General features: G+C 71.6%; 24 protein-coding genes. 7 read left to right on the top strand and 17 right to left on the bottom strand.

Annotation, left to right across the window (positions count from 1 at the left end):
* Window positions 1–177 precede the first annotated feature (177 nt).
* Window positions 178–1,560: a glycine--tRNA ligase gene (locus KS423_RS15285; protein ID WP_224279482.1), complete on the bottom strand. Its 1,383-nt coding sequence runs from the start codon at window positions 1,558–1,560 to the stop codon at window positions 178–180.
* A 190-nt stretch (window positions 1,561–1,750) separates the two neighbouring features.
* On the opposite strand from KS423_RS15285, the gene KS423_RS15280 reads away from it, so the two are divergent.
* From KS423_RS15280 to KS423_RS15265, 4 genes are read left to right on the top strand one after another with little or no spacing between them, the layout of a single operon-like run.
* Window positions 1,751–2,791, top strand: coding sequence for a metal ABC transporter substrate-binding protein (locus KS423_RS15280; RefSeq protein ID WP_374119957.1), 1,041 nt, complete (start codon window positions 1,751–1,753; stop codon window positions 2,789–2,791).
* Between the two features lie 14 nt (window positions 2,792–2,805).
* Entirely contained in the window at window positions 2,806–3,570 is a 765-nt protein-coding gene (locus KS423_RS15275; protein WP_224279480.1) for a metal ABC transporter ATP-binding protein, read from the top strand.
* On the top strand, window positions 3,567–4,496 hold the full coding sequence (locus KS423_RS15270; RefSeq protein WP_224279478.1) for a metal ABC transporter permease: 930 nt from the start codon (window positions 3,567–3,569) through the stop codon (window positions 4,494–4,496). Before KS423_RS15275 ends, KS423_RS15270 begins: the two co-directional genes overlap by 4 nt.
* Window positions 4,497–4,531: 35 nt before the next feature.
* Window positions 4,532–4,942, top strand: a complete 411-nt coding sequence (locus KS423_RS15265; RefSeq protein ID WP_189918013.1) for a Fur family transcriptional regulator — start codon at window positions 4,532–4,534, stop codon at window positions 4,940–4,942.
* A gap of 17 nt (window positions 4,943–4,959) precedes the next feature.
* Here the strand turns inward: KS423_RS15265 and KS423_RS15260 are convergent, their stop codons facing one another.
* The 4 genes from KS423_RS15260 to leuA all read right to left on the bottom strand — a co-directional run bounded on the left by KS423_RS15260 (window position 4,960) and on the right by leuA (window position 9,500).
* Window positions 4,960–5,793 carry an isoprenyl transferase gene (locus KS423_RS15260; protein WP_224279476.1) on the bottom strand — a complete coding sequence of 278 codons (834 nt, stop codon included), beginning with the start codon at window positions 5,791–5,793 and terminating at the stop codon, window positions 4,960–4,962.
* Between the two features lie 4 nt (window positions 5,794–5,797).
* Entirely contained in the window at window positions 5,798–6,544 is a 747-nt protein-coding gene (gene recO, locus KS423_RS15255) for a DNA repair protein RecO (protein WP_224279474.1), read from the bottom strand.
* Between the two features lie 224 nt (window positions 6,545–6,768).
* On the bottom strand, window positions 6,769–7,464 hold the full coding sequence (locus KS423_RS15250; protein ID WP_224279472.1) for a TerB family tellurite resistance protein: 696 nt from the start codon (window positions 7,462–7,464) through the stop codon (window positions 6,769–6,771).
* A gap of 239 nt (window positions 7,465–7,703) precedes the next feature.
* Window positions 7,704–9,500, bottom strand: a complete 1,797-nt coding sequence (gene leuA, locus KS423_RS15245; protein ID WP_224279463.1) for a 2-isopropylmalate synthase — start codon at window positions 9,498–9,500, stop codon at window positions 7,704–7,706.
* A gap of 330 nt (window positions 9,501–9,830) precedes the next feature.
* Between leuA and KS423_RS15240 the strand changes: the two genes are divergently transcribed.
* From KS423_RS15240 to KS423_RS15230, 3 genes are all read left to right on the top strand, one after another.
* Window positions 9,831–10,853 carry a M4 family metallopeptidase gene (locus KS423_RS15240; RefSeq protein ID WP_224279461.1) on the top strand — a complete coding sequence of 341 codons (1,023 nt, stop codon included), beginning with the start codon at window positions 9,831–9,833 and terminating at the stop codon, window positions 10,851–10,853.
* Between the two features lie 104 nt (window positions 10,854–10,957).
* Window positions 10,958–11,224, top strand: a complete 267-nt coding sequence (locus tag KS423_RS15235) for a protealysin inhibitor emfourin (protein WP_049651101.1) — start codon at window positions 10,958–10,960, stop codon at window positions 11,222–11,224.
* 119 nt (window positions 11,225–11,343) lie between these two features.
* Window positions 11,344–11,562, top strand: coding sequence for a hypothetical protein (locus KS423_RS15230; RefSeq protein ID WP_224279459.1), 219 nt, complete (start codon window positions 11,344–11,346; stop codon window positions 11,560–11,562).
* A 96-nt stretch (window positions 11,563–11,658) separates the two neighbouring features.
* Here the strand turns inward: KS423_RS15230 and era are convergent, their stop codons facing one another.
* The 12 genes from era to KS423_RS15170 all read right to left on the bottom strand — a co-directional run.
* Window positions 11,659–12,588, bottom strand: a complete 930-nt coding sequence (era, locus tag KS423_RS15225) for a GTPase Era (protein WP_224279457.1) — start codon at window positions 12,586–12,588, stop codon at window positions 11,659–11,661.
* A 69-nt stretch (window positions 12,589–12,657) separates the two neighbouring features.
* A complete protein-coding gene (locus tag KS423_RS15220) occupies window positions 12,658–12,825 on the bottom strand; it encodes a hypothetical protein (RefSeq protein ID WP_224279455.1) in 168 nt (55 codons plus the stop codon).
* A gap of 136 nt (window positions 12,826–12,961) precedes the next feature.
* The gene (locus KS423_RS15215) at window positions 12,962–13,315 is read right to left on the bottom strand and encodes a cytidine deaminase (RefSeq protein ID WP_224279453.1); all 354 of its coding nucleotides are present in this window, start codon (window positions 13,313–13,315) and stop codon (window positions 12,962–12,964) included.
* 31 nt (window positions 13,316–13,346) lie between these two features.
* On the bottom strand, window positions 13,347–13,898 hold the full coding sequence (locus tag KS423_RS15210; protein WP_224279452.1) for a DUF4383 domain-containing protein: 552 nt from the start codon (window positions 13,896–13,898) through the stop codon (window positions 13,347–13,349).
* Between the two features lie 39 nt (window positions 13,899–13,937).
* Window positions 13,938–14,174 (bottom strand): hypothetical protein, encoded by a 237-nt coding sequence (locus tag KS423_RS15205; protein WP_224279450.1) that lies wholly within the window; start codon window positions 14,172–14,174, stop codon window positions 13,938–13,940.
* Window positions 14,175–14,207: 33 nt separating this feature from the next.
* Window positions 14,208–15,533, bottom strand: coding sequence for a hemolysin family protein (locus tag KS423_RS15200; protein WP_224279448.1), 1,326 nt, complete (start codon window positions 15,531–15,533; stop codon window positions 14,208–14,210).
* 19 nt (window positions 15,534–15,552) lie between these two features.
* Window positions 15,553–16,047, bottom strand: coding sequence for an rRNA maturation RNase YbeY (ybeY, locus tag KS423_RS15195; protein WP_030061268.1), 495 nt, complete (start codon window positions 16,045–16,047; stop codon window positions 15,553–15,555).
* Between the two features lie 14 nt (window positions 16,048–16,061).
* Window positions 16,062–17,087, bottom strand: coding sequence for a PhoH family protein (locus KS423_RS15190; protein ID WP_224279484.1), 1,026 nt, complete (start codon window positions 17,085–17,087; stop codon window positions 16,062–16,064).
* A 358-nt stretch (window positions 17,088–17,445) separates the two neighbouring features.
* Window positions 17,446–18,369, bottom strand: a complete 924-nt coding sequence (locus KS423_RS15185; protein ID WP_224279446.1) for a ribonuclease Z — start codon at window positions 18,367–18,369, stop codon at window positions 17,446–17,448.
* A 6-nt stretch (window positions 18,370–18,375) separates the two neighbouring features.
* A complete protein-coding gene (locus KS423_RS15180; RefSeq protein ID WP_224279444.1) occupies window positions 18,376–18,729 on the bottom strand; it encodes a histidine triad nucleotide-binding protein in 354 nt (117 codons plus the stop codon).
* A gap of 51 nt (window positions 18,730–18,780) precedes the next feature.
* Entirely contained in the window at window positions 18,781–19,476 is a 696-nt protein-coding gene (locus KS423_RS15175) for an RDD family protein (RefSeq protein ID WP_224279441.1), read from the bottom strand.
* 101 nt (window positions 19,477–19,577) lie between these two features.
* The coding region (locus KS423_RS15170) for a S41 family peptidase (RefSeq protein WP_224279439.1) at window positions 19,578–20,406 on the bottom strand (829 nt) is incomplete at its 5' end.

Below are 20,406 nucleotides of genomic sequence, written 5' to 3'. Positions count from 1 at the left end.
CGCCGCCCTGCGCACCGCCGGCCTCCCGACCCGCCCGCCCGCGGCCCCGCGATCGCGCTGGGGACGGCGGTAGCGGCCTCCCGCCGGGAAGCACCGGGAGGCCGCCCGAGGCCCCCGACGGCAGGGAGCCCCCGCCCGCCCCACCAGGGCGGACGAGGGCTCCCGGGCGGGAACCTGCTAGCAGCCGATCAGCCGCGCGCCCAGGTACGCCTTGACCTGGTCCAGCGAGACACGCTCCTGCGACATGGTGTCGCGGTCGCGGACGGTCACCGCGTTGTCCTCAAGGGTGTCGAAGTCGACCGTGACGCAGAACGGCGTGCCGATCTCGTCCTGGCGGCGGTAGCGCTTGCCGATCGCGCCGGCGTCGTCGAACTCGACGTTCCACGCGGTGCGCAGGTCGGCGGCCAGGCCGCGGGCCTTCGGGGACAGCTCGGCGTTGCGCGACAGCGGCAGGACGGCGACCTTGACCGGGGCCAGGCGCGGGTCGAGCCGCATGCCGACGCGCTTCTCCATGACGCCCTTGGCGTTCGGAGCCTCGTCCTCGAAGTAGGCGTCGATCAGGAAGGCCAGCATGGCGCGGTTGAGGCCCGCCGCCGGCTCGATGACGTACGGGAAGTACCGCTCGCCGGACTCCTGGTCGAAGTACTTCAGGTCCTGGCCGGACGCCTCGCTGTGCACCCGCAGGTCGTAGTCGGTGCGGTTGGCGACGCCCTCCAGCTCGGAGAACTCGCTGCCACCGAAGTTGAAGCGGTACTCGATGTCCACGGTGCGCTTGGCGTAGTGGGACAGCTTCTCCTTCGGGTGCTCGAAGAAGCGCATGTTCTCGGTGCGCAGGCCGAGGCCGACGTACCAGTCCCAGCGCTGCTGGAGCCAGTACTCGTGCCACTGCTCGTCCTCGCCCGGCTTGACGAAGAACTCCATCTCCATCTGCTCGAACTCGCGGGTGCGGAAGATGAAGTTGCCGGGGGTGATCTCGTTGCGGAAGCTCTTGCCGGTCTGGGCGATGCCGAACGGCGGCTTCTTGCGCGAAGTGGTCTGGACGGCCTTGAAGTTGGTGAAGATGCCCTGGGCGGTCTCCGGGCGCAGGAACGCCAGGCCGCTCGCCTCCTCGGTGACGCCGAGGTGGGTCTTCAGCATGCCCGAGAAGTCCTTGGGCTCGGTGAACTGGCCCTTGGTGCCGCAGTCGGGGCAGTTGACGTCCTTGAGGCCGTTCGGCGGCGGGAAGCCGTGCTTGGCCTCGTACTTCTCCTCCAGGTGGTCGGCCCGGTGGCGCTTGTGGCAGGAGAGGCACTCGGTCAGCGGGTCGTTGAAGGTGGCGACGTGGCCGGAGGCCTCCCACACCTCGCGGGCGAGGATCACCGACGAGTCGAGTCCGACGACGTCCTCACGGGCCTGGACCATCGCGCGCCACCACTGGCGCTTGATGTTCTCCTTGAGCTCGACACCCAGCGGCCCGTAGTCCCAGGCGGCACGCGTGCCACCGTAGATCTCGCTGCAGGGGTAGACGAAGCCACGGCGCTTGCTCAGGCTGACGATCGTGTCGATCTTGTCGGCGGCCACAGTGCTCTCTTCAGTACGTACGGCACGGTCAGGGCACGGCTGGTTGCGCGTACCCGAATACCTCAGGTTACCGGCCATACGGGTACGTGATTCAAATCGGTATCGTCCGGCTGCCCGGGCCGGCGCCACCCGCCGTTCACCCATCCGAGTGAGTTGACAATCATTTCCATCTGAGATGAGAATGATTGTCATGATGATCGGACTGCCTCGACTCGGACTGTCCCGACGGACCCGCACCTCCCTGGCCCTCGGCACCACCGCCCTCGCCGCCTCCCTCGCCCTCACCGCCTGCGGAGGCAGCAGCAGCGCCGACAGCGGCAACGGCAGGCTGAAGGTCGTCGCGTCCTTCTACCCGATGGAGTTCCTGGCCCAGCAGATCGGCAAGGAGCACGTCGCGGTCACCGACCTCACCGCGGCCGGGGTGGAGCCGCACGACCTGGAGCTCACCGCCAAGCAGGTCGGCACCGTCCAGAAGGCCGACGCGATCATCTACCTCAAGGGCCTCCAGCCCACCGTCGACCAGGCCGTCGCGCAGTCGTCCAGCAAGCACAAGATCGACGCCACCGCCGCCGGCCCGCTGGTCGACCACCATCTCGACGAGGGCACCGAGGGCGACGGCCACGGGGCCGAGAGCCACCAGGCCGAGGGCCACAAGCACGAGGACCCGGCCGGCGACCCGCACATCTGGCTCGACCCGACCCGCTACGCGGCGATCGCCAAGAGCGTCGGCGACGAGTTCGCCAAGGCCGACCCGGCCCACGCCGAGGACTACCGGAAGAACACCGACGAGCTGGTCACCAAGCTCACCGCGCTCGACCAGGAGTTCCGGACCGGGCTGAAGGACGCCAAGACCAGGACCTTCGTCACCAGCCACGCCGCCTTCGGCTACCTCGCCGACCACTACGGCCTCACCCAGGTCGCCATCAACGGCGTCGACCCGGAGTCCGAGCCCACCCCGGCCCGCCTCTCCGCGGTGCAGAAGGCCGCCAAGGACAACGGCGTCACCACGATCTTCTTCGAGACCCTGGTCAGCCCCAAGCTCGCCGACACCGTCGCCAAGGACCTCGGCCTCAAGACCGCCGTCCTGGACCCGCTGGAGGGAGTCAAGGACCCGTCCAAGGACGACTACCTGACCGTCATGAAGCAGAACCTGGCCAACCTCCAGGCCGCCCTCGGCGCCCCGGCCACCCCCGCCGGAACCGACGCCACCACCCCTGCCGCCACCAGCTGACGGGACCGAGCACCATGACCGACCCGATACCTCCGGCCGTCCGCCTCCGTGACGCCGTCGCCTCGCGCGGCGGCCGGCCGGTGCTGCGCGGCGTCGACCTCACCGTCCGGCCCGGCGAGGTCGTCGCCCTGCTGGGCGCCAACGGCTCCGGCAAGTCGACCACCGTCAAGGCCGTGATCGGCTCCGTCCCGCTGGAGCAGGGCACCCTGGAGCTGTTCGGCACCCCGTACGGCTCCTTCCGTGCCTGGCACCGGATCGGGTACGTCCCGCAGCGCACCACCGCCGCCTCCGGCGTCCCCGCCACCGTCCGCGAGGTGGTCTCCACCGGACGGCTGCCGCAGCACCGGCTGCTGCCCTTCCGCCGCAAGGACCGCGAGGCGGTGGACCGCGCGCTGGCCGCCGTCGGCATGCTGGAGCGGGCCGGGGACGGCGTGGCCGACCTGTCGGGCGGCCAGCAGCAGCGGGTGCTGATCGCCCGCGCCCTGGTCGGCTCCCCCGACCTGCTGATCATGGACGAGCCGATGGCCGGCGTGGACGCCGCCAGTCAGCAGGTGCTCGCCGACACCCTGCGCGCCGAGGTCGGCCGCGGCGCCTCCGTCCTCCTCGTGCTGCACGAACTCGGGCCGCTGGAGCCGCTGATCGACCGCGCCGTGGTGCTGCGGGACGGCTGCGTCGCCCACGACGGCCCACCCGTGCCCAACACCGGCCTGCACGCGCTGCCCGGCCACGACCACGTCCACCCGCACGCCGACCTGACCCCACCGAGGCTGCTCGCATGACCGAGATGCTCTCCTACGACTTCATGCAGCGGGCCCTGCTCGCCGCCGTCCTGGTCGGGATCACCGCCCCGGCCGTCGGCATCTACCTGGTGCAGCGCCGCCAGGCGCTGATGGGCGACGGCATGGGCCACGTCGCGATGACCGGCGTCGGCCTCGGCTTCATCTTCCAGACCAGCCCGGTCTGGATGGCCGTGCTGGTCTGCATGCTCGGCGCCGTCACCATGGAACTGGTCCGCTCGCGCGGCAACCAGCGCGGCGACATCGCCCTCGCGATGCTCTTCTACGGCGGCATGGCCTGCGGCAAGCTGCTGGTCTCGCTCTCCGCCCAGGCCGGGGCCGGCTCGCTGGAGAGCTACCTGTGGGGCTCGATCCTCACCGTCGCCCCCGCCGACCTGGCCGCCATCGCGGTGCTCGGCGCGGTGGTCATCGCGGTCACCGTCGGCCTGCGCCGCCAGCTCTTCGCGATCTGCCAGGACGAGGACTTCGCCCGGGTCACCGGTGTGCCGGTGCGCACCCTCAACCTGCTGCTCGCGGTGATGGCCGCGGTCACCGTCACGGTCGCCATGCGGGTGGTCGGGCTGCTGCTGGTCAGCGCGCTGATGGTGGTCCCGGTGGTCGCCGCCCAGCAGCTCACCCGGTCCTTCGCCGCCACCCAGGCCGCCTCGATCGCGCTCGGCGTGGTCGTCTCGCTGGCCGGCGTCACCGGCTCCTACCACCTCGACGTGCCCTCCGGCCCGGCCATCGTGCTGCTCGCCATCGCGGTCTTCGCGGTGTTCAGCCTGCTCGCCGCGCCGCTCGCCCGGCGGCGCCACCGCGGCGCGGGCGAACACGGCCCGAAGGTGTGCGACGTCGAACTGCCGGAACAGGCCTCCTCCGAGCCGTCCGGCACGACCACCCCTGAGCGACGTGCGGGGCTGGCACAATGATGTGCGAGACGCCCACGACCCCAGGAGGACCCACGGTGACCACCGCAGGCCCGTCGCCGCGCGCCCGATCGACCCGGCAGCGTGCCGCCGTCTCGGCGGCCCTGGACGAGATCGCGGACTTCCGCAGCGCACAGGAGCTCCACGACCTGCTCAAGCACCGCGGGGACTCCGTCGGTCTGACCACGGTCTACCGCACGCTCCAGTCGCTCGCGGACGCCGGTGAGGTGGACGTGCTGCGCACGGCCGACGGCGAGGCGGTCTACCGCCGGTGCAGCAGCGGGCACCACCACCACCTGGTCTGCCGGCACTGCGGCGCGACCGTCGAGGTGGAGGGCCCCGCGGTGGAGCGCTGGGCCAACTCGGTCGCCGCCGAGCACGGCTTCAGCGACATCGCGCACACCCTGGAGATCTTCGGGACCTGCGCGGAGTGCGCCAAGAAGGCCTGAGTCCGGCGCGGACGGTCTCAGCGCTGGGACGGCACCGGCGCGCCGACCTCGTTCGGGATCGCCCCGCCGAAGCGCCGGTCGCGCATCGCGAACTGCTCGCAGGCCCGCCACAGGTCGCGGCGGTCGAAGTCCGGCCAGAGCACGTCCTGGAACACGAACTCGGCGTAAGCCGACTGCCAGAGCAGGAAGTTGGACGTGCGCTGCTCGCCGCTGGGGCGCAGGAACAGGTCCACGTCCGGCATGTCCGGGTGGTACATGTACCTGGCGAGGGTCTTCTCGTTGACCTTCTTCGGGTCGAGCTTCCCGGCCGCGACGTCCCGGGCGATCGCCTGCGCCGCGTCGGCGAGTTCGGCCCGGCCGCCGTAGTTGACGCACATGTAGAGCGTGACGGCGTCGTTGTCCTTGGTCTGCTGCTCGGCGACCTGGAGCTCCTGGACGACGCTCTTCCACAGCTTGGGCATCCGGCCCGCCCAGCGGATCCGCACGCCCATCGCGTCCATCTCGTCGCGGCGGCGGGCGATGACGTCCCGGTTGAAGTTCATCAGGAACTTCACCTCGTCGGGCGAGCGCTTCCAGTTCTCGGTGGAGAACGCGTACAGCGAGATGTTCTTGACCCCGAGCTCGATGGCGCCCTTGAGGACGTCCAGCACCACGGACTCGCCGACCTTGTGGCCCTCGGTGCGGGGCAGCCCGCGCTCCTTGGCCCAACGGCCGTTGCCGTCCATCACGATGGCGACGTGGTCGGGCACCAGCTCGCCGGGGATCTTCGGGGGCTGTGCGCCGCTGGGGTGCGGGGTCGGGGGGACGTACGTCCTCTGCTTGCCGCCGCCGAAGAGCCGTCGCGCTGCCATGTGCTCACTTCTCCACGTATCTCATCGAGCGGATGCCCCGCTCCAGGTGCCACTGCAGATAGGCCGCGACCAGGCCGCTGCCCTCCCGCCAGTACCGCGGCTCGCAGGCGTCGGCCGTCTGCCAGTCCCCTGACAGCAGCGCCCCGAGCAGTACCAGTGTCTCAGGGGAGGGTACGGCACATCCGGGCACTCGGCAGTCCCCGCAGAGCACCCCGCCCGCGGGGAGGGAGAAGAATCGGTTCGGCCCCTCCAGGCCGCATTTGGCGCAGTCGGTGAAGCTCGCGCCGTACCCGTTCACCGCGAGCGAGCGCAGCAGGAAGGCGTCCAGCACCAGGTGCGATTCGTGCAGCCCGGCCGCCAGCGTCCGCAGCCCGCCCACCAGCAGCAGGTACTGCTGGACGGCCGGCTCGCCCTCGTTCTCGGCGAACCGCTCGGCGGTCTCCAGCATCGCGGTGCCGGCCGTGTAGCGGCCGTAGTCAGTGACGATCGAACCGCCGTACGGCGCGATGGTCTCCACCTGGGTGCAGAGCGGCAACCCGCGGCCGACCAGCTCACTCCCCCGACTGAAGAACTGCACGTCCACGTGCGAGAACGGCTCCAGTCGGGCGCCGAACTTGGACTTGGTCTTCCGCACCCCGCGCGCGACCGCCCGCACCTTGCCGTGCTGGCGGGTCAGCAGGGTGATGATCCGATCGGCCTCGCCGAGCTTCTGCGCCCGCAGCACGACGCCGTCGTCCCGGAAAAGACTCATGGGGACCATTCTCCCCCACCCGCCCCGGCGCCGGACGGCCGTCCTCGCCCGCGCCGGGCGCCGGACAGCCGTGTTGCCCGCACCGGCGGCCGTGGGGGGGACCACTGCGGTGCGGGTCACGGCGGGCCCGGGGTGGGGAGTCCGGGCCCGTTGTGGGGGATTCGGAGGTGGTCTTCTGATCTTCGGAGGTACGGACGGCACCGCTGGGCGAGCGGCGAGCGGCGCTACTTGTACGGCGCCCTGGTCGCCGCCTCCAGCAGCGCTCCGACCCGGGACTGCGGCAGGTCCAGGCAGCGCCCGACCGCGGCCAGTGCCTCGCGCTCCTGCGGCAGGTAGCGCCCGTCCGCGAGCGCGATCGCCGCACCCTGCAGCAGCAGCCGCTCGCGGCCGTGGTGGGCCAGGTGCGGGGTGAGCGGTTCGAGCACCGCGTGCAGCTCGACGGCCAGGCCGCCGAACTCCCCCAGCCTCCGGCTGGGAGGTGTCCCCGGTTCGCGGGCGTCGTAGAGCTCGCCGCCGAGCCCGGAGAGCGCGGCGAGCGCCGCCAGCACCTGGGCCTCGCCACAGTCCTCGAACCCGGCCTCGCGCACCGCCGCGCAGGCCGCGTCGCGGGCCGCCGGGTGGGCGGTGCCGCCGGCCGCGAGCAGGGCCAGCGCGATGGTGTACTGGGCGTCCCGCAGCATCGCGCCGAGGCGCACGCAGGTGGGCTGCTCCAGGCTCTCGACGCCGTACCGGCCGTGGCAGCCGGTGCACTGCACGCTGTCGATCACCGGGCCGAGCGGGACCACCGGCGTCCCCAGCAACCGCAGCCACCGCCGGCCGTGCTGCCGGCGGTAGTTGCGGTCCCCGCCACAGCCCGGGCAGAAGAAGTCACCGAGAACGTCAGTCCGCCATCGCGGGCGAACACCCCACAACCTGGTCACGGCGCCACTCCCCAGACATGGCAGGCGGCCTGCTCGACAATGGGCAGGTCACGCGACCGGACACCGAGGCCGTCCCACCGACCCGGCTTTCCGGTGGATCGATGTTGCCACGGTTACCGGCACGTGTCAGTACCTCGAACGGCTTCCGATTCGAAAAAATGTGGCGCAGGCCACAACGCTCGGCGGAGACGGCGAAGGGCCGCCCCGCGGGACGGCCCTTCGTGCACCACCCGTTCGAATTAACCGCGCTGCGAGCGGTTGACGGCGCTGATCATGGCCTTCAGCGAGGCCAGCACGGTGTTGCCGTCGATGCCCACGCCCCACAGCACCTTGCCGTCCACCGCGCACTCCACGTACGCGGCGGCCTGGGCGTCGCCGCCCTCGCTCAGCGCGTGCTCGGCGTAGTCCAGGACGCGCACGTCCACGCCGATCCGGGCCAGCGCGTCGGCGAAGGCCGAGACCGGGCCGTTGCCGGTACCGGTCAGGGTCACCGGGGCGCCGTCCACCAGGGCCTCGGCGGTCAGCGCGTCCCGGCCGTCCTCGGTGGTCAGGGTGCGCGAGCCGCTCAGCGAGATCCGGCCCCACGGGTTGCCGGTGGTCGGCAGGTACTCGTCCTCGAAGACCCGCCAGATCTCGGCCGGGCTGACCTCGCCGCCCTCGGCGTCGGTCTTGGCCTGGATGATCCGGGAGAACTCGATCTGCATCCGGCGCGGCAGGTCCAGCTTGTGGTCGTTCTTCAGCACGTACGCCACGCCGCCCTTGCCGGACTGGCTGTTGACCCGGATGACCGCCTCGTAGGTGCGGCCGACGTCCTTCGGGTCGATCGGCAGGTACGGCACGCCCCAGGTGTGCTCGTCCACCGGCACGCCCGCGGCCGCGGCGTCCGCCTCCAGGACGTCGAAGCCCTTCTTGATGGCGTCCTGGTGCGAGCCCGAGAAGGAGGTGTACACCAGGTCGCCGGCGTACGGGTGGCGCGGGTGCACCTCCATCTGGTTGCAGTACTCGGCGGTGCGGCGTACCTCGTCGATGTCGGAGAAGTCGATCTGCGGGTCGATGCCCTGCGAGAACAGGTTCATCCCCAGCGTCACCAGGTCGACGTTGCCGGTCCGCTCGCCCTGACCGAACAGGCAGCCCTCGATGCGGTCGGCACCCGCCATGTAGGACAGCTCGGCGGAGGCGACGGCGGTGCCGCGGTCGTTGTGCGGGTGCACCGACAGGCAGACGAACTCGCGCCGGGACAGGTGGCGCGACATCCACTCGAACTGGTCGGCCTGCACGTTCGGGGTGGCCCGCTCGACGGTGGCGGGCAGGTTCAGGATGATCTCGCGGCCCTCGCCCGGCTGCCAGACGTCCATGACCGCCTCGCAGACCTCCAGTGCGAAGTCCAGCTCGGTGTCGACGAAGATCTCCGGCGAGTACTGGTAGCCGAAGACGGTGTCCTCGCCCAGCAGCTTCTCCGCGTACTCCATCACCAGCCGGGTGCCCTCGGTGGCGATCGCCTTGGTGGCCGCCTTGTCGTTGCGGAACACCACCCGGCGGAACAGCGGCGCGGTCGCGTTGTACAGGTGGACGGTCGCCCGCGGAGCGCCGACCAGCGACTCGACGGTCTTCTCGATCAGCTCCTCGCGGGCCTGCGTCAGCACCGAGATGGTGACGTCCTCGGGGATCGCCCCCTCCTCGATCAGCGACCGCACGAAGGCGTGGTCGGTGGCCCCGGAGGAGGGGAAGCCGACCTCGATCTCCTTGTAGCCCATCTTCACCAGCAGGTCGAACATCATGCGCTTGCGGGCGGGCGACATCGGGTCGATCAGCGCCTGGTTGCCGTCCCGCAGGTCGGTGGAGAGCCAGCGCGGCGCCCTGGTGATCACCGTGTCCGGCCAGGTGCGGTCCGGCAGGTCGACGGTGCCGAACGGCAGGTAGCGCCCGTACCGCATGCCCGAGGGCCGCTGGCGCACCGAGGCGGCGGTGATCGGGGTCGGGCGGTCGACGAAGGGGCGGCCGGCGGGGACGGGCGCGGCGGAGTTCTGCTCGGTCATGGAGGTGACTCGGCTTCCTGTGATGCGTGGTGCGGGCGGGTCGGGGGTGGTCAACACCGACTGGCCGGCCTCTGCTGCCGCTGGCGACACACCGTCGGATCGCCGATCGCGCACAGCTCGTTCCCCGCGGCGAGGGAGCCGGCCCCAGTGGACTACAGGCCCTCGACGCGGCAGCTAAGAAGAAGCAGCCCGTTGCGCATGATGGGCCCCAGCGTAACCCAGCACCGCGCGCCCCCGAAGTGATCCGGGCTTCCGTTCCACCCCTTGAGACACCGGCCGGCCATGTCAAAGGTGGTGACAACCGGTCATCGAGGCCTCACCCTGGGCCACATGACTGCAGTAGTGCCGATCTGCACGATCGTCCCGCCGTACGTCCTGGACCGCCTCGCCGAGGCCGGTCACGAGCCCGCCATCCACTCCCTGGCCCTCGACGCCGCGCACCGCGCGGCCCGTCTCTCCCCGCCCCCGCCCGTCGCCGGCGTCCCGGGGCTCAACCGGGTCATCTACGACGCCGGCCACGCCCAGCGACTGCCCGGCCGCACCGTGCGCACCGAGGGCCTGGGCGCGTCCTCCGACAGCTCCGTCAACCACGCCTACGACGGCCTCGGCGCCACCTTCGCGCTCTACGCCGACGTCTTCGGCCGACACTCGATCGACGACCGGAACCTGCGGCTGGACGCCAGCGTCCACTACGGCCGCAACTACGACAACGCCTTCTGGAACGGCCACCAGATGGTGTTCGGCGACGGCGACAACGTGGTGTTCGGCGACTTCACCGCCTGCATCGACGTCATCGGCCACGAACTCACCCACGGCGTCACCCAGTTCACCGCCGGACTGGAGTACCAGGACCAGCCCGGCGCGCTCAACGAGTCGGTCTCCGACGTCTTCGGCTCGCTGGTCAAGCAGTACTCGCTGCACCAGAGCGCCGCCGACGCCGACTGGCTGATCGGCGCCGGGCTGCTCGCCCCGGGCGTCCAGGGCGTGGCGCTGCGCTCGATGAAGGCGCCCGGCACCGCCTACGACGACCCGCAGCTCGGCAAGGACCCGCAGCCCGCGCACATGCGGGACTACGTGAACACCTCCCAGGACAACGGCGGGGTGCACATCAACTCCGGCATCCCCAACCACGCGTTCTACCTGCTGGCCACCGCACTCGGCGGCTCGGCCTGGGAGCGCGCGGGGCGGATCTGGTACGACGCGCTGACCGGGCGCACGCTGCCCGCCGACGCCGACTTCACCGCCTTCGCCCGGGCCACCGTGGCCGCCGCCAAGGCCCGCTACCCCGACGACGGGTCGGTCGCGGACACCGTCACCGCCTCCTGGGCGCAGGTCGGGATCAGCCCGGGGTGACGGAGCGCGCCTGAAGGGTGGTTGAGACCGGGTTGAGGCGGGCTTAAGGTCACGGTCCGGGAAAAGCCCGGCAAAACCCCGCCCTGCGTAGCACCATGGACACCATGCGCATCCAGGTGACCCGGACCGGCGGCTTCGCGGGGATCGTCCGCCAGGCGGAGATCGACACCGCCGACCGCACGGACGCCCCGCACGTGCACGCGCTCGCCCGCGAGGCCGTCGCGGGCGGGCTGCGCGCGCCCTCGTACGGGGTGCCGGACGGCTTCCACTACGAGATCACCGTCGACGGCCGGTCGGTGTACTGCGCCGATCCGAAGCTCACCGACTCCCAGCGCGAGCTGGTCTCCCTGGTGCTGCGCGAGGGCGCGTAACGCCCCCCGCACGCCTGCCGGCTGACATACCATCTGGTGATCTTGAAAGGCAGTCCGCCGGCTGCGGCCCCCTCGGGTCGCGGCCGGGCGGACCGATCACCACGAACGGGGAGTTCGGCATGGCCGCACACACGGGGACCACCGCGAGACGGCTGGGCATCGGCGCCGCGACGATCGTGCTGGGAGGCCTGCTGACCGCCTGCGGCTCGGGCTCGGCCACCGGCTCGCTGGCCGCCGGCGTCGGGCGGGCGCAGTGGCCCGACTTCCAGACCGTGCTCACCGACAAGGCGGTGCTGAAGCAGACCCTGCCGAACCGGGCCGCCGTCAAGGCCGGCTGAGCCGCGCCTCCCGACGGCCGAGGGCCCGCCCGGAATCGTTCCGGGCGGGCCCTCGGCAGTCCCGCTGTGGTGGACTCCCCGGCCGGGGAGCGTGGTTCAGAAGCCCAGCTTGCGCAGCTGCTTGGGGTCGCGCTGCCAGTCCTTGGCGACCTTGACGTGCAGGTCCAGGTAGACCGGCGTGCCGAGCAGAGCCTCGATGTGCTTGCGGGCGGTGGTGCCGACGTGCTTGAGCCGCGCGCCCTTGGCGCCGATCACGATCGCCTTCTGGCTCTGTCGCTCGATGTAGACGTTGGCGTGGATGTCCAGCAGCGGGCGGTCCGCCGGGCGGCCCTCGCGCGGCAGCATCTCCTCGACCACCACGGCCAGCGAGTGCGGCAGTTCGTCGCGCACGCCCTCCAGCGCGGCCTCGCGGATCAGCTCGGCGACCATGATCTGCTCGGGCTCGTCGGTGAGGTCGCCGTCCGGGTAGAGCTGGTCGCCCTCCGGCAGCAGCTTGGTGAGCAGGTCGGCGACCAGTTCCACCTGCTTGTCGCCCACGGCGGAGACCGGGATGATCTCGGCCCACTCGAAGCCCAGCTCGGCACCGAGCTGCTGGATGGCGATCAGCTGCTCGGCCAGCCGCTTGGAGTCGACCAGGTCGGTCTTGGTGACGATGGCGACCTTCGGGGTCTTCTTGATCCCGGCGATCTCCTTGGCGATGAACTTGTCGCCGGGGCCGATCTTCTGGTCGGCGGGCAGGCAGAAGCCGATCACGTCGACCTCGGCCCAGGTGGTGCGGACCAGGTCGTTGAGGCGTTCGCCGAGCAGGGTGCGCGGCTTGTGCAGACCGGGGGTGTCGACCAGCACGAGCTGGGCGTCCGGGCGGTGCACGATGCCGCGCACGGTGTGCCGGGTGGTCTGCGGGCGGTCGGAGGTGATCGCGACCTTCGTCCCCACCAGGGCGTTGGTCAGGGTCGACTTGCCCGCGTTGGGCCGGCCGACGAAGCACGCGAACCCGGAGCGGTACGAGGAGGAAGGGGCATTCATGGACCCCATTCTCCCTGATCACCGGAGCCCCGCCGTCCGGGCCCCGGCCCCGGGGTGCTCACGGCGCGCTCAGCCCTTCTTCCCGCCCTTGCCGCCGGTGGGGACGAGCGAGACCACCACCAGCACCAGCAGGAAGCCGAGCGAGCCGAACAGCCAGAGCTCCGACCCGGTCTCCTGCCACTTGCCCAGCCCCATCACGAACAGCAGCAGCCCGGCGAAGAACGCCACCGCCCCCATGCCCCAGCCCCCTCACCGAGTCCACTCCCCCGGTGAGATTATCTGCCTGGCATGGGTGGGGACCATGCCGGCCGGTACGGTCGCCGAAGGCCCGCCCCGGGCCCCCGGCTGCCCCGCACAGGACCCTCGACGGGCCTCAGCGCGCCTCGGCGGCCACCCGCAGCGCCCCGTCCGGCCCGGCCAGCAGCACCGGCGTCCCGGCTCCGCCCAGGTCCCGCACGGCCGCCAGGTCCGCATCGGCCGGCTGCTCCGCCTCGCTCACCACGGCGGCCGCCTCCAGCGACCTCGCGCCGCTGGCCACCGCCATCGCCACCGCCGTCTGGAGGGCGCTCAGCCGCAGCGACTCCAGCGCGACCGTCCCGGCCACGTAGGTGCGCCCGGTCTCGTCACGCACCGCGGCCCCCTCGGCGACGCCGTTGCGGGCGCGGGCCGAGCGGGCCAGGGTGATGATCTTCTTGTCTTCGGGGTCGAGCTCGACGATGTCACTCATGCCGCCGAGCATAGGCCTCGTCGATCACGGCTCAGTGGCCGACCGGACGGGTCGGCCCCGGGTTGGGGTTGAGGATCTTGACGAAGGTCTTCGCGGCACCGGCCGGCCGCGGCTCCTCGTGCTCGATCCGCTTGCGCCAGAACGGGTTGTCGTGCGGCAGGTGACTGCTCACCCGGCCGTACATCCCGAAGGTGGTCACGATGATCCCGAAGATGAACGCGAACAGCACGTTCGACATCCGGAAGTTGAGGATGTTCGCCTCCGGCCGTCCGAGCACCGTCAGTCCGTAGAAGCCGGACAGGACGAACAGCACACCGACCACCATGTTGACGTTGGACGCGACGTTCCCGCCGATGACCGCCCCGGCCACGAGGATCGCGCCCACCACGATGGACAGGATGCTCAGCGCCCCGTTGGTCGACAGCCCGGCGATCCGGTCGCCGTGGGTGTCCAGGAAGCCCAGATGGTTGGTCAGCCCCAGGATCCCGAACACGATCAGGAAGATCCCCCCGAATCCCGCCCCGACCCGCCACACCAGGGCGAGCCGGCGATCGACGGTCGGCAGTTCGTCTTGCAGCTTCATGGCGACCTCCAGAGCTCGCCGAGGGCCGAACGGCTCGGCCTAGCTGTAGGGATGGCTCCCCTGCATGTGCGGTGTCTCGTGCATGTAGAGCGAACCGCACTGCTGGCAGCAGCGCAGCCCGGTGCCCCAGTCCTGCTCCGGCCGCGTCTCGGCGTCGTCGGGCATGGTGCGGCCGCAGAGCGCCGTCGACAGGTCCTCGTCCCGCACCACGTGCCAGGACTTGACCCCGCCGGCCGCCCCCTGCGGGCCGTACTCCGCCCGGAGTTTGTGCGTCATGCCCTCCATGGTCGCGCGGCGGCCCCCGACCCGCTACTCGCCCGCCGCCTCCTCGGCCCCGGCCGTCCCGCGCACGGGCGAGGCGACCATCGAGCCGATCCGGTTGCGCCGCCCCGCCGAGGACTCGGCGGTCAGCAGGATCCCGGTCAGCCCGGTGTCCTCCGGCTCCGGCAGCGGGATCTCGCAGGAGGAGCCGGGGATCGGCACCCGGCCCAGGTGCTTGGCCAGCAGGCCGCCGACGGTCTCGACGTCCTCGTCCTCCAGCTCGATGCCGAACAGCTCGCCCAGGTCCTCCACCAGCAGCCGGGCGGTGATCCGGTACGAGCCGTCGCCGAGGTCCTCCACCGGGGCGATCTCCCGGTCGTACTCGTCGGTGATCTCGCCGACGATCTCCTCCAGGATGTCCTCGATGGTGACCAGGCCGGCCGTGCCGCCGTACTCGTCGATCACGATCGCCACGTGCGAACGGCGCTGCTGCATCTCGCGCAGCAGGTCGCCGGCCGGCTTGGAGTCCGGGACGAAGACGGCCGGGCGCATCACCGCGCCGACCTCCTCGGACTCCGCCTCCCGGTTGATGTGGGTGCGCCGCACCAGGTCCTTGAGGTAGACGATGCCGACCACGTCGTCCTCGTTGTCACCGACCACCGGGATGCGCGAGAAGCCCGAGCGCAGCGCCAGGGTGAGCGCCTGCCGGACGGTCTTGTGCCGCTCGATCATCACCAGGTCGGTACGCGGCACCATCACCTCGCGCACGATGGTGTCGCCCAGCTCGAAGACCGAGTGCACCATCCGGCGCTCCTCGTCCTCGATCAGGTCGTCCTTCTCGGCGAGGTCCACCAGGGCCCGCAGCTCCGCCTCGGAGGCGAACGGACCCTCCCGGTAGCCCTTGCCCGGGGTCAGCGCGTTGCCGAGCAGGATCAGCAGCCGCGGGATCGGACCCAGCACCGCGGCCAGCGGCAGCAGCACGAAGGACGCCGCGGTCGCGGTGGTGAGCGGGTGCTGGCGCCCGATCGTGCGCGGTGAGACCCCCATCGCGACGAAGGACACCAGCACCATCACGCCGAACGCCAGCAGCACGGCCTGCCAGGTCGGGCTGACGTTGCGCACGCACACCACGGTGACCAGGACGGCCGCCGCCATCTCGCTGGCCACCCGGATCAGGGTGGCCAGGTTGAGGTAGCGGATCGGGTCGGAGGCGACGGTCAGCAGCCGCGCGGAGCCGCGCCGTCCGCTGCGCACCGCCTCCTCCGCCCGGAACCGGGAGACCCGGGAGATGCCCGCCTCGGCGCACGCGGCCAGCCAGCCGAGCACGACGAGCAGCACGGCACCGAGGATGAAGCTCGTACTCTCACCACTCACAGGGGTTCGGGCTCCGCGCTCAGTGGGTGGTGGGGGCCGGGGAGATGCCGCCGAGGCCGCGGCCCGCCCGCCAGTCGTCCAGGATGCGCTTCTGGAGGGCGAACATCTCCTCCTCTTCCTCCGGCTCCTCGTGGTCGTAGCCGAGGACGTGCAGCACGCCGTGCACGGTGAGCAGTTGCAGCTCCTCGTCCATCGAGTGCTTGGAGGGGGCCGCCTTGCCCTGCTGCTCGGCGACCTCGGGGCAGAGCACGATGTCGCCGAGCAGGCCCTGCGGCAGCTCCTCGCCCTCCTTGCCGGGACGCAGCTCGTCCATCGGGAAGGACATCACGTCGGTGGGCCCGGGGAGGTCCATCCACTGAATGTGCAGCTCCTCCATCGCCGCACCGTCCACCAGGATCACGGACAGTTCGGACTGCGGGTGGATCCGCATCTTGTCCAGTGCGAAGCGGGCGACGTCGAGGATGGCTTCCTCGTCGGCGTCCCAACCGGACTCGTTGGCGATGTCGATCGACATGACGGGCTGTGTGCTCAGCTTTCGGTGCGATGGGACTGTCGGGGTGCGCGGAGCGCGGTGGCCTTGCCGGGGCGCCGCTGGGCGGGCTTGCGGGCCGCCGGGGCGACCTCCTCGGCCTCCTGGCGGGCGTCCCAGCGCTCGTAGGCGTCCACGATCCGGCCGACCAGCTTGTGGCGGACCACGTCGGTGCTGGTGAGGACGGAGAAGTGGATGTCGGGCACGTCGGCCAGGATCTCCTGGACGACCTTGAGGCCGCTGCGGGTGCCGCCCGGGAGGTCGATCTGGCTGGTGTCGCCGGTGACCACCACCCGGGAGTTGAACCCGAGGCGGGTGAGGAACATCTTCATCTGCTCGGGCGAGGTGTTCTGGGCCTCGTCGAGGATGATGAAGGCGTCGTTGAGGGTGCGGCCGCGCATGTACGCGAGCGGGGCGACCTCGATGGTGCCGGCCGCCATCAGGCGCGGGATGGAGTCCGGGTCCATCATGTCGTGCAGCGCGTCGTACAGCGGGCGCAGGTACGGGTCGATCTTCTCGTAGAGGGTGCCGGGCAGGAAGCCCAGCCGCTCCCCCGCCTCGACCGCCGGACGGGTCAGGATGATCCGGTTGACCTCCTTGGCCTGGAGGGCCTGGACGGCCTTGGCCATCGCCAGGTAGGTCTTGCCGGTGCCGGCCGGGCCGAGGCCGAAGACGATCGTGTGCCGGTCGATCGCCTCGACGTAGCGCTGCTGGTTGAGGGTCTTCGGGCGGATCGTGCGGCCCCGGTTGGACAGGATGTTCGCGGTGAACACCTGGGAGGGCGCCGGGCTGTCCGGGTCCTGGCTGCGGAGCATGGCGATGGAGCGCTCCACGGAGTCCTCCGTCAGGGGCTGGCCGGTGCGCAGCACCAGCATCATCTCGTCGAAGAGCCGCTGCACGAGGGCGACCTCGGCCCGGACTCCGGTGGCGGTCACCTCGTTGCCGCGCACATGGATGTCGGCGGCGGGGAAGCCCTGCTCGATCACGCGCAGCAGCGAGTCCGCGGTGCCGAGCAGGGTGACCATCGGGTGCTTCTCGGGGATGACGATCCGGGCGCTGACGCGGCCGTCGTCGGCCGGGTCGGGGCGCGACTGTCCGTTGGTACGGGTCTGCGATGTGTCACTCATAGGTCGGCGCTGGGGCCTGCCTCATCCCATCCGTGGTGTCGGGTGCCGCTCGGTGTCTCCGGGGCACCAGGGTACGCCGCGAGCGTGATCGCCGTGGCGGGCGGCGGGGCCGCACCCGATGATGCTGCGGCAGTTCGGGGGCCGACGCGAGCCCTTTTCCCGCCGTTCACGACGTTCACGACGTTCACGACGTTCACAGCGCTCGCGGCGCGCCTGCTCTTCCCGACGCTCACGGCGTTCACGGCGTTCACGATGTTCACGACGGGCGGCGGGCCGGGACGGGCACCCGGTCGAGGTCGGCGGCCAGCACCAGCTCCCCGTCGAAGTGCTTGCGGGCGTCGGCCAGGTGCTGGCCGAGGTCCGGGTAGCGCTGGGAGAAGTGGGTCAGCACCAGGGTGCGCACCCCGGCCTCGGCGGCGACCTTGGCGGCCTGTCCGGCGGTGAGGTGGCCGTGCTCCTCGGCGAGGCGGGCGTCGGCGTCGGTGAAGGTCGCCTCGACCACCAGCAGGTCGGTGCCCTCGGCGAGCCGGTGCACGCCCTCGCACAGCCGGGTGTCCATCACGAAGGCGAACTTCTGGCCCGGCCGCGGCTCGCTGACCTCGCCCAGGGTGACGGTGCGGCCGTCCACCTCGATCGCGCCCTCGTGCTGGAGCCGGCCCACCGCCGGCCCGTGCACGCCGAGCGCGGCGAGCCTCTCCGGCACCAGCCGGCGGCCGTCGGGCTCGGACAGCCGGTAGCCGAAGGACTCCACCGGGTGGTCCAGCCGGACGGCGTCCAGCGCGAAGCGGGCGCCGGGCGCGGGCAGCGGCCCGGGTTCGTCGATCGGCCGGGGCCGCAGCACGGCGGTCTCGTGGTAGGCGGTGGAGTGCCGCAGCCGCTCGAAGTAGACCTCGCCGGAGGCCGGGAAGTAGACGTCGACCGGGTGCGGGACGCGGTCGAGGTTGATCCGCTGAATCACCCCGGCGAGGCCCAGGCAGTGGTCACCGTGGAAGTGGGTGACCGCGATCCGGGTGATCTGGGTGGCCGTGACCCCGGCGTGCAGCATCTGGCGCTGGGTGCCCTCGCCGGGGTCGAACAGCAGGCCCTCGCCGTCCCAGCGCAGCAGGTAGCCGTTGTGGTTGCGGTGCCGGGTGGGCACCTGGCTGGCGGTGCCGAGGACGACGAGTTCGCGCTGGGACACGTGCGGTCAGACCATGCGCTCGGTCATCGACATGCCGCCGAGCACGTGGACGTGCGCGTGGAAGACGGTCTGCCCGGCGCCCGCACCGGTGTTGAAGATCAGCCGGTAGTCCTCGATGCCCTCGTCCCTGGCCACCGCGCCCGCCTCGGCGAGCAGCTCGCCGGCGATCTCCGGCTCGGCGGCGGCCAGCGCGGCCGCGTTCGGGTAGTGCACGTGCGGGATCACCAGGACGTGCACGGGCGCCTTGGGGGCGATGTCGCGGAAGGCGAGGGTGCGCTCGGTCTTGCGCACCACGGTCGCCGGGATCTCGCCCGCCACGATCTTGCAGAACAGGCAGTCGGGCTGCGGCTCGCCGGCCATGCTTCTCTCCTCGGGATCGGTACGTGGGTGGTGGGGCCGTACGGGCGCAGCCTAGCCGAGCGAGGCTACGGCCTGCTGGTACTCCTGGAGGTGCTTCCAGCGCACCGCGCGCATGCCGACGACGTCTCCTTCGTCCGTGTCGAAGTCCTCGGTGAGGAAGGCGACCGCGAGGATGACGAAACCGATCAGCCAGCGCCTGGTGAGCCGCCACGTGTTCGGCCGCATCACGCCCTTGCGGCGCACCACCCGCATCGCCATGATCCCCTTGCCCACGCTGAAGCCGGTCAGCCGGGCGAGCACCACCTGGTTGAGGAAGGACGCGGCGAGGCCGACCACCAGCAGCGCCACGAAGTAGGGCACCACCGGCCCGCCGCTCTGCACGGCGTGGCCGGCCACGTGCCTGGTCTTCGGGCGGCTCGCGGCGTTGGCGGCGACGAAGCCGAGGCCGATCGCGAACAGCCAGTCCAGCACGATCGCCAGGAACCGCCGCCCGCCGCCCGCCTCCTTGGGGCAGGGCGGCAGCGCCCGCCGCGGCTGCTCCGGCTGCGGGTAGGGGTTCGGGTAGGGCCGCGCGTACCCCTGCGGTGCGGGTGCCTGCGGCTGCGCGTACCCCTGCGGTGCGTACCCCTGCGGCGGGTACGGCTGTGCCGGCGGGTACGGCTGCGGCTGCTGCGCGTAAGGATTCTGGCCGTACTGCGGCGGCGGGTAGCCCTGCGCCATCTGGTTCCCCCGTGAGCTGTAGATCAAGAAACAGCCCCGCATCCTACCCACGCCCCCGTGCTCCGGAGCAGGAGGTCGGACGGGCCGACGTCCTGCTCCGGACTTCCCGCTCCGGAGGTCAGGCCCCGCTACGCCCAGGGCAGCGGCGGCGCCGTACGGGCCGGGGTCTCGGCGAGCTTCGCCAGGGCGAGCCGCACGCCCTCGGCCAGCTGCGGGTCCTCCCCGGCCACCCAGTGGTGCGGGGCGAACGGCACCTCGACGTCCGGGTCGACGCCGTGGTTCTCCAGGCCCCAGCCGTAGTTCTCCATCCAGAACGCGTACTTGGGCTGGGTGACCAGGGTGCCGTCGACCAGCCGGTAGCGGCTGTCGATGCCGATCACCCCGCCCCAGGTGCGGGTGCCGACCACCGGGCCGATCCCGAGCGCCTGGACGGCGGCGTTGACCACGTCGCCGTCCGAGCCGGTGAACTCGTCGGCGAGCGCGACCACCGGGCCGCGCGGGGCGTCCGCCGGGTAGGGCACCGGGTGGTCGGTGTCCCGGATGACGTCCCAGCCGATGATCCGGCGGGCCAGCTTCTCGATCACCAGCTGCGAGGTGTGGCCGCCCCGGTTCCCGCGGACGTCGACGACCAGGCCCTCCCTGGCCATCTCGCTGCTCAGGTCGCGGTGCAGCTGGGCCCAGCCGGCCGTCTGCATGTCGGGCAGGTGCAGGTAGCCCAGCCGCCCGTCGGACAGCTCGCGCACCGCGGCCCGCCGCCCGGCCACCCAGTCGTGGTAGCGCAGCGCCTCCTCGTCGGCGAGCGGGACGACCACCGGGTGGCGCCGGTCGGTGCCGTCCTTCCCGGCCACGGTCAGCTCGACCGGCTGCCCGGCGGTGCCGGCCAGCAGCGGGGCCGGGCCGGCGACCGGGTCCACCGGGCGGCCGTTGACGGCGAGCACCGCGTCGCCCGGGCGGATC

The sequence above is a fragment of the Streptomyces sp. LS1784 genome (genome assembly GCF_020103755.1).
Taxonomy (GTDB): Bacteria; Actinomycetota; Actinomycetes; order Streptomycetales; family Streptomycetaceae; genus Kitasatospora.
The sequence above is the reverse complement of the archived record's forward strand: the minus strand, read 5'-3'. Positions and strand labels throughout refer to the sequence as shown.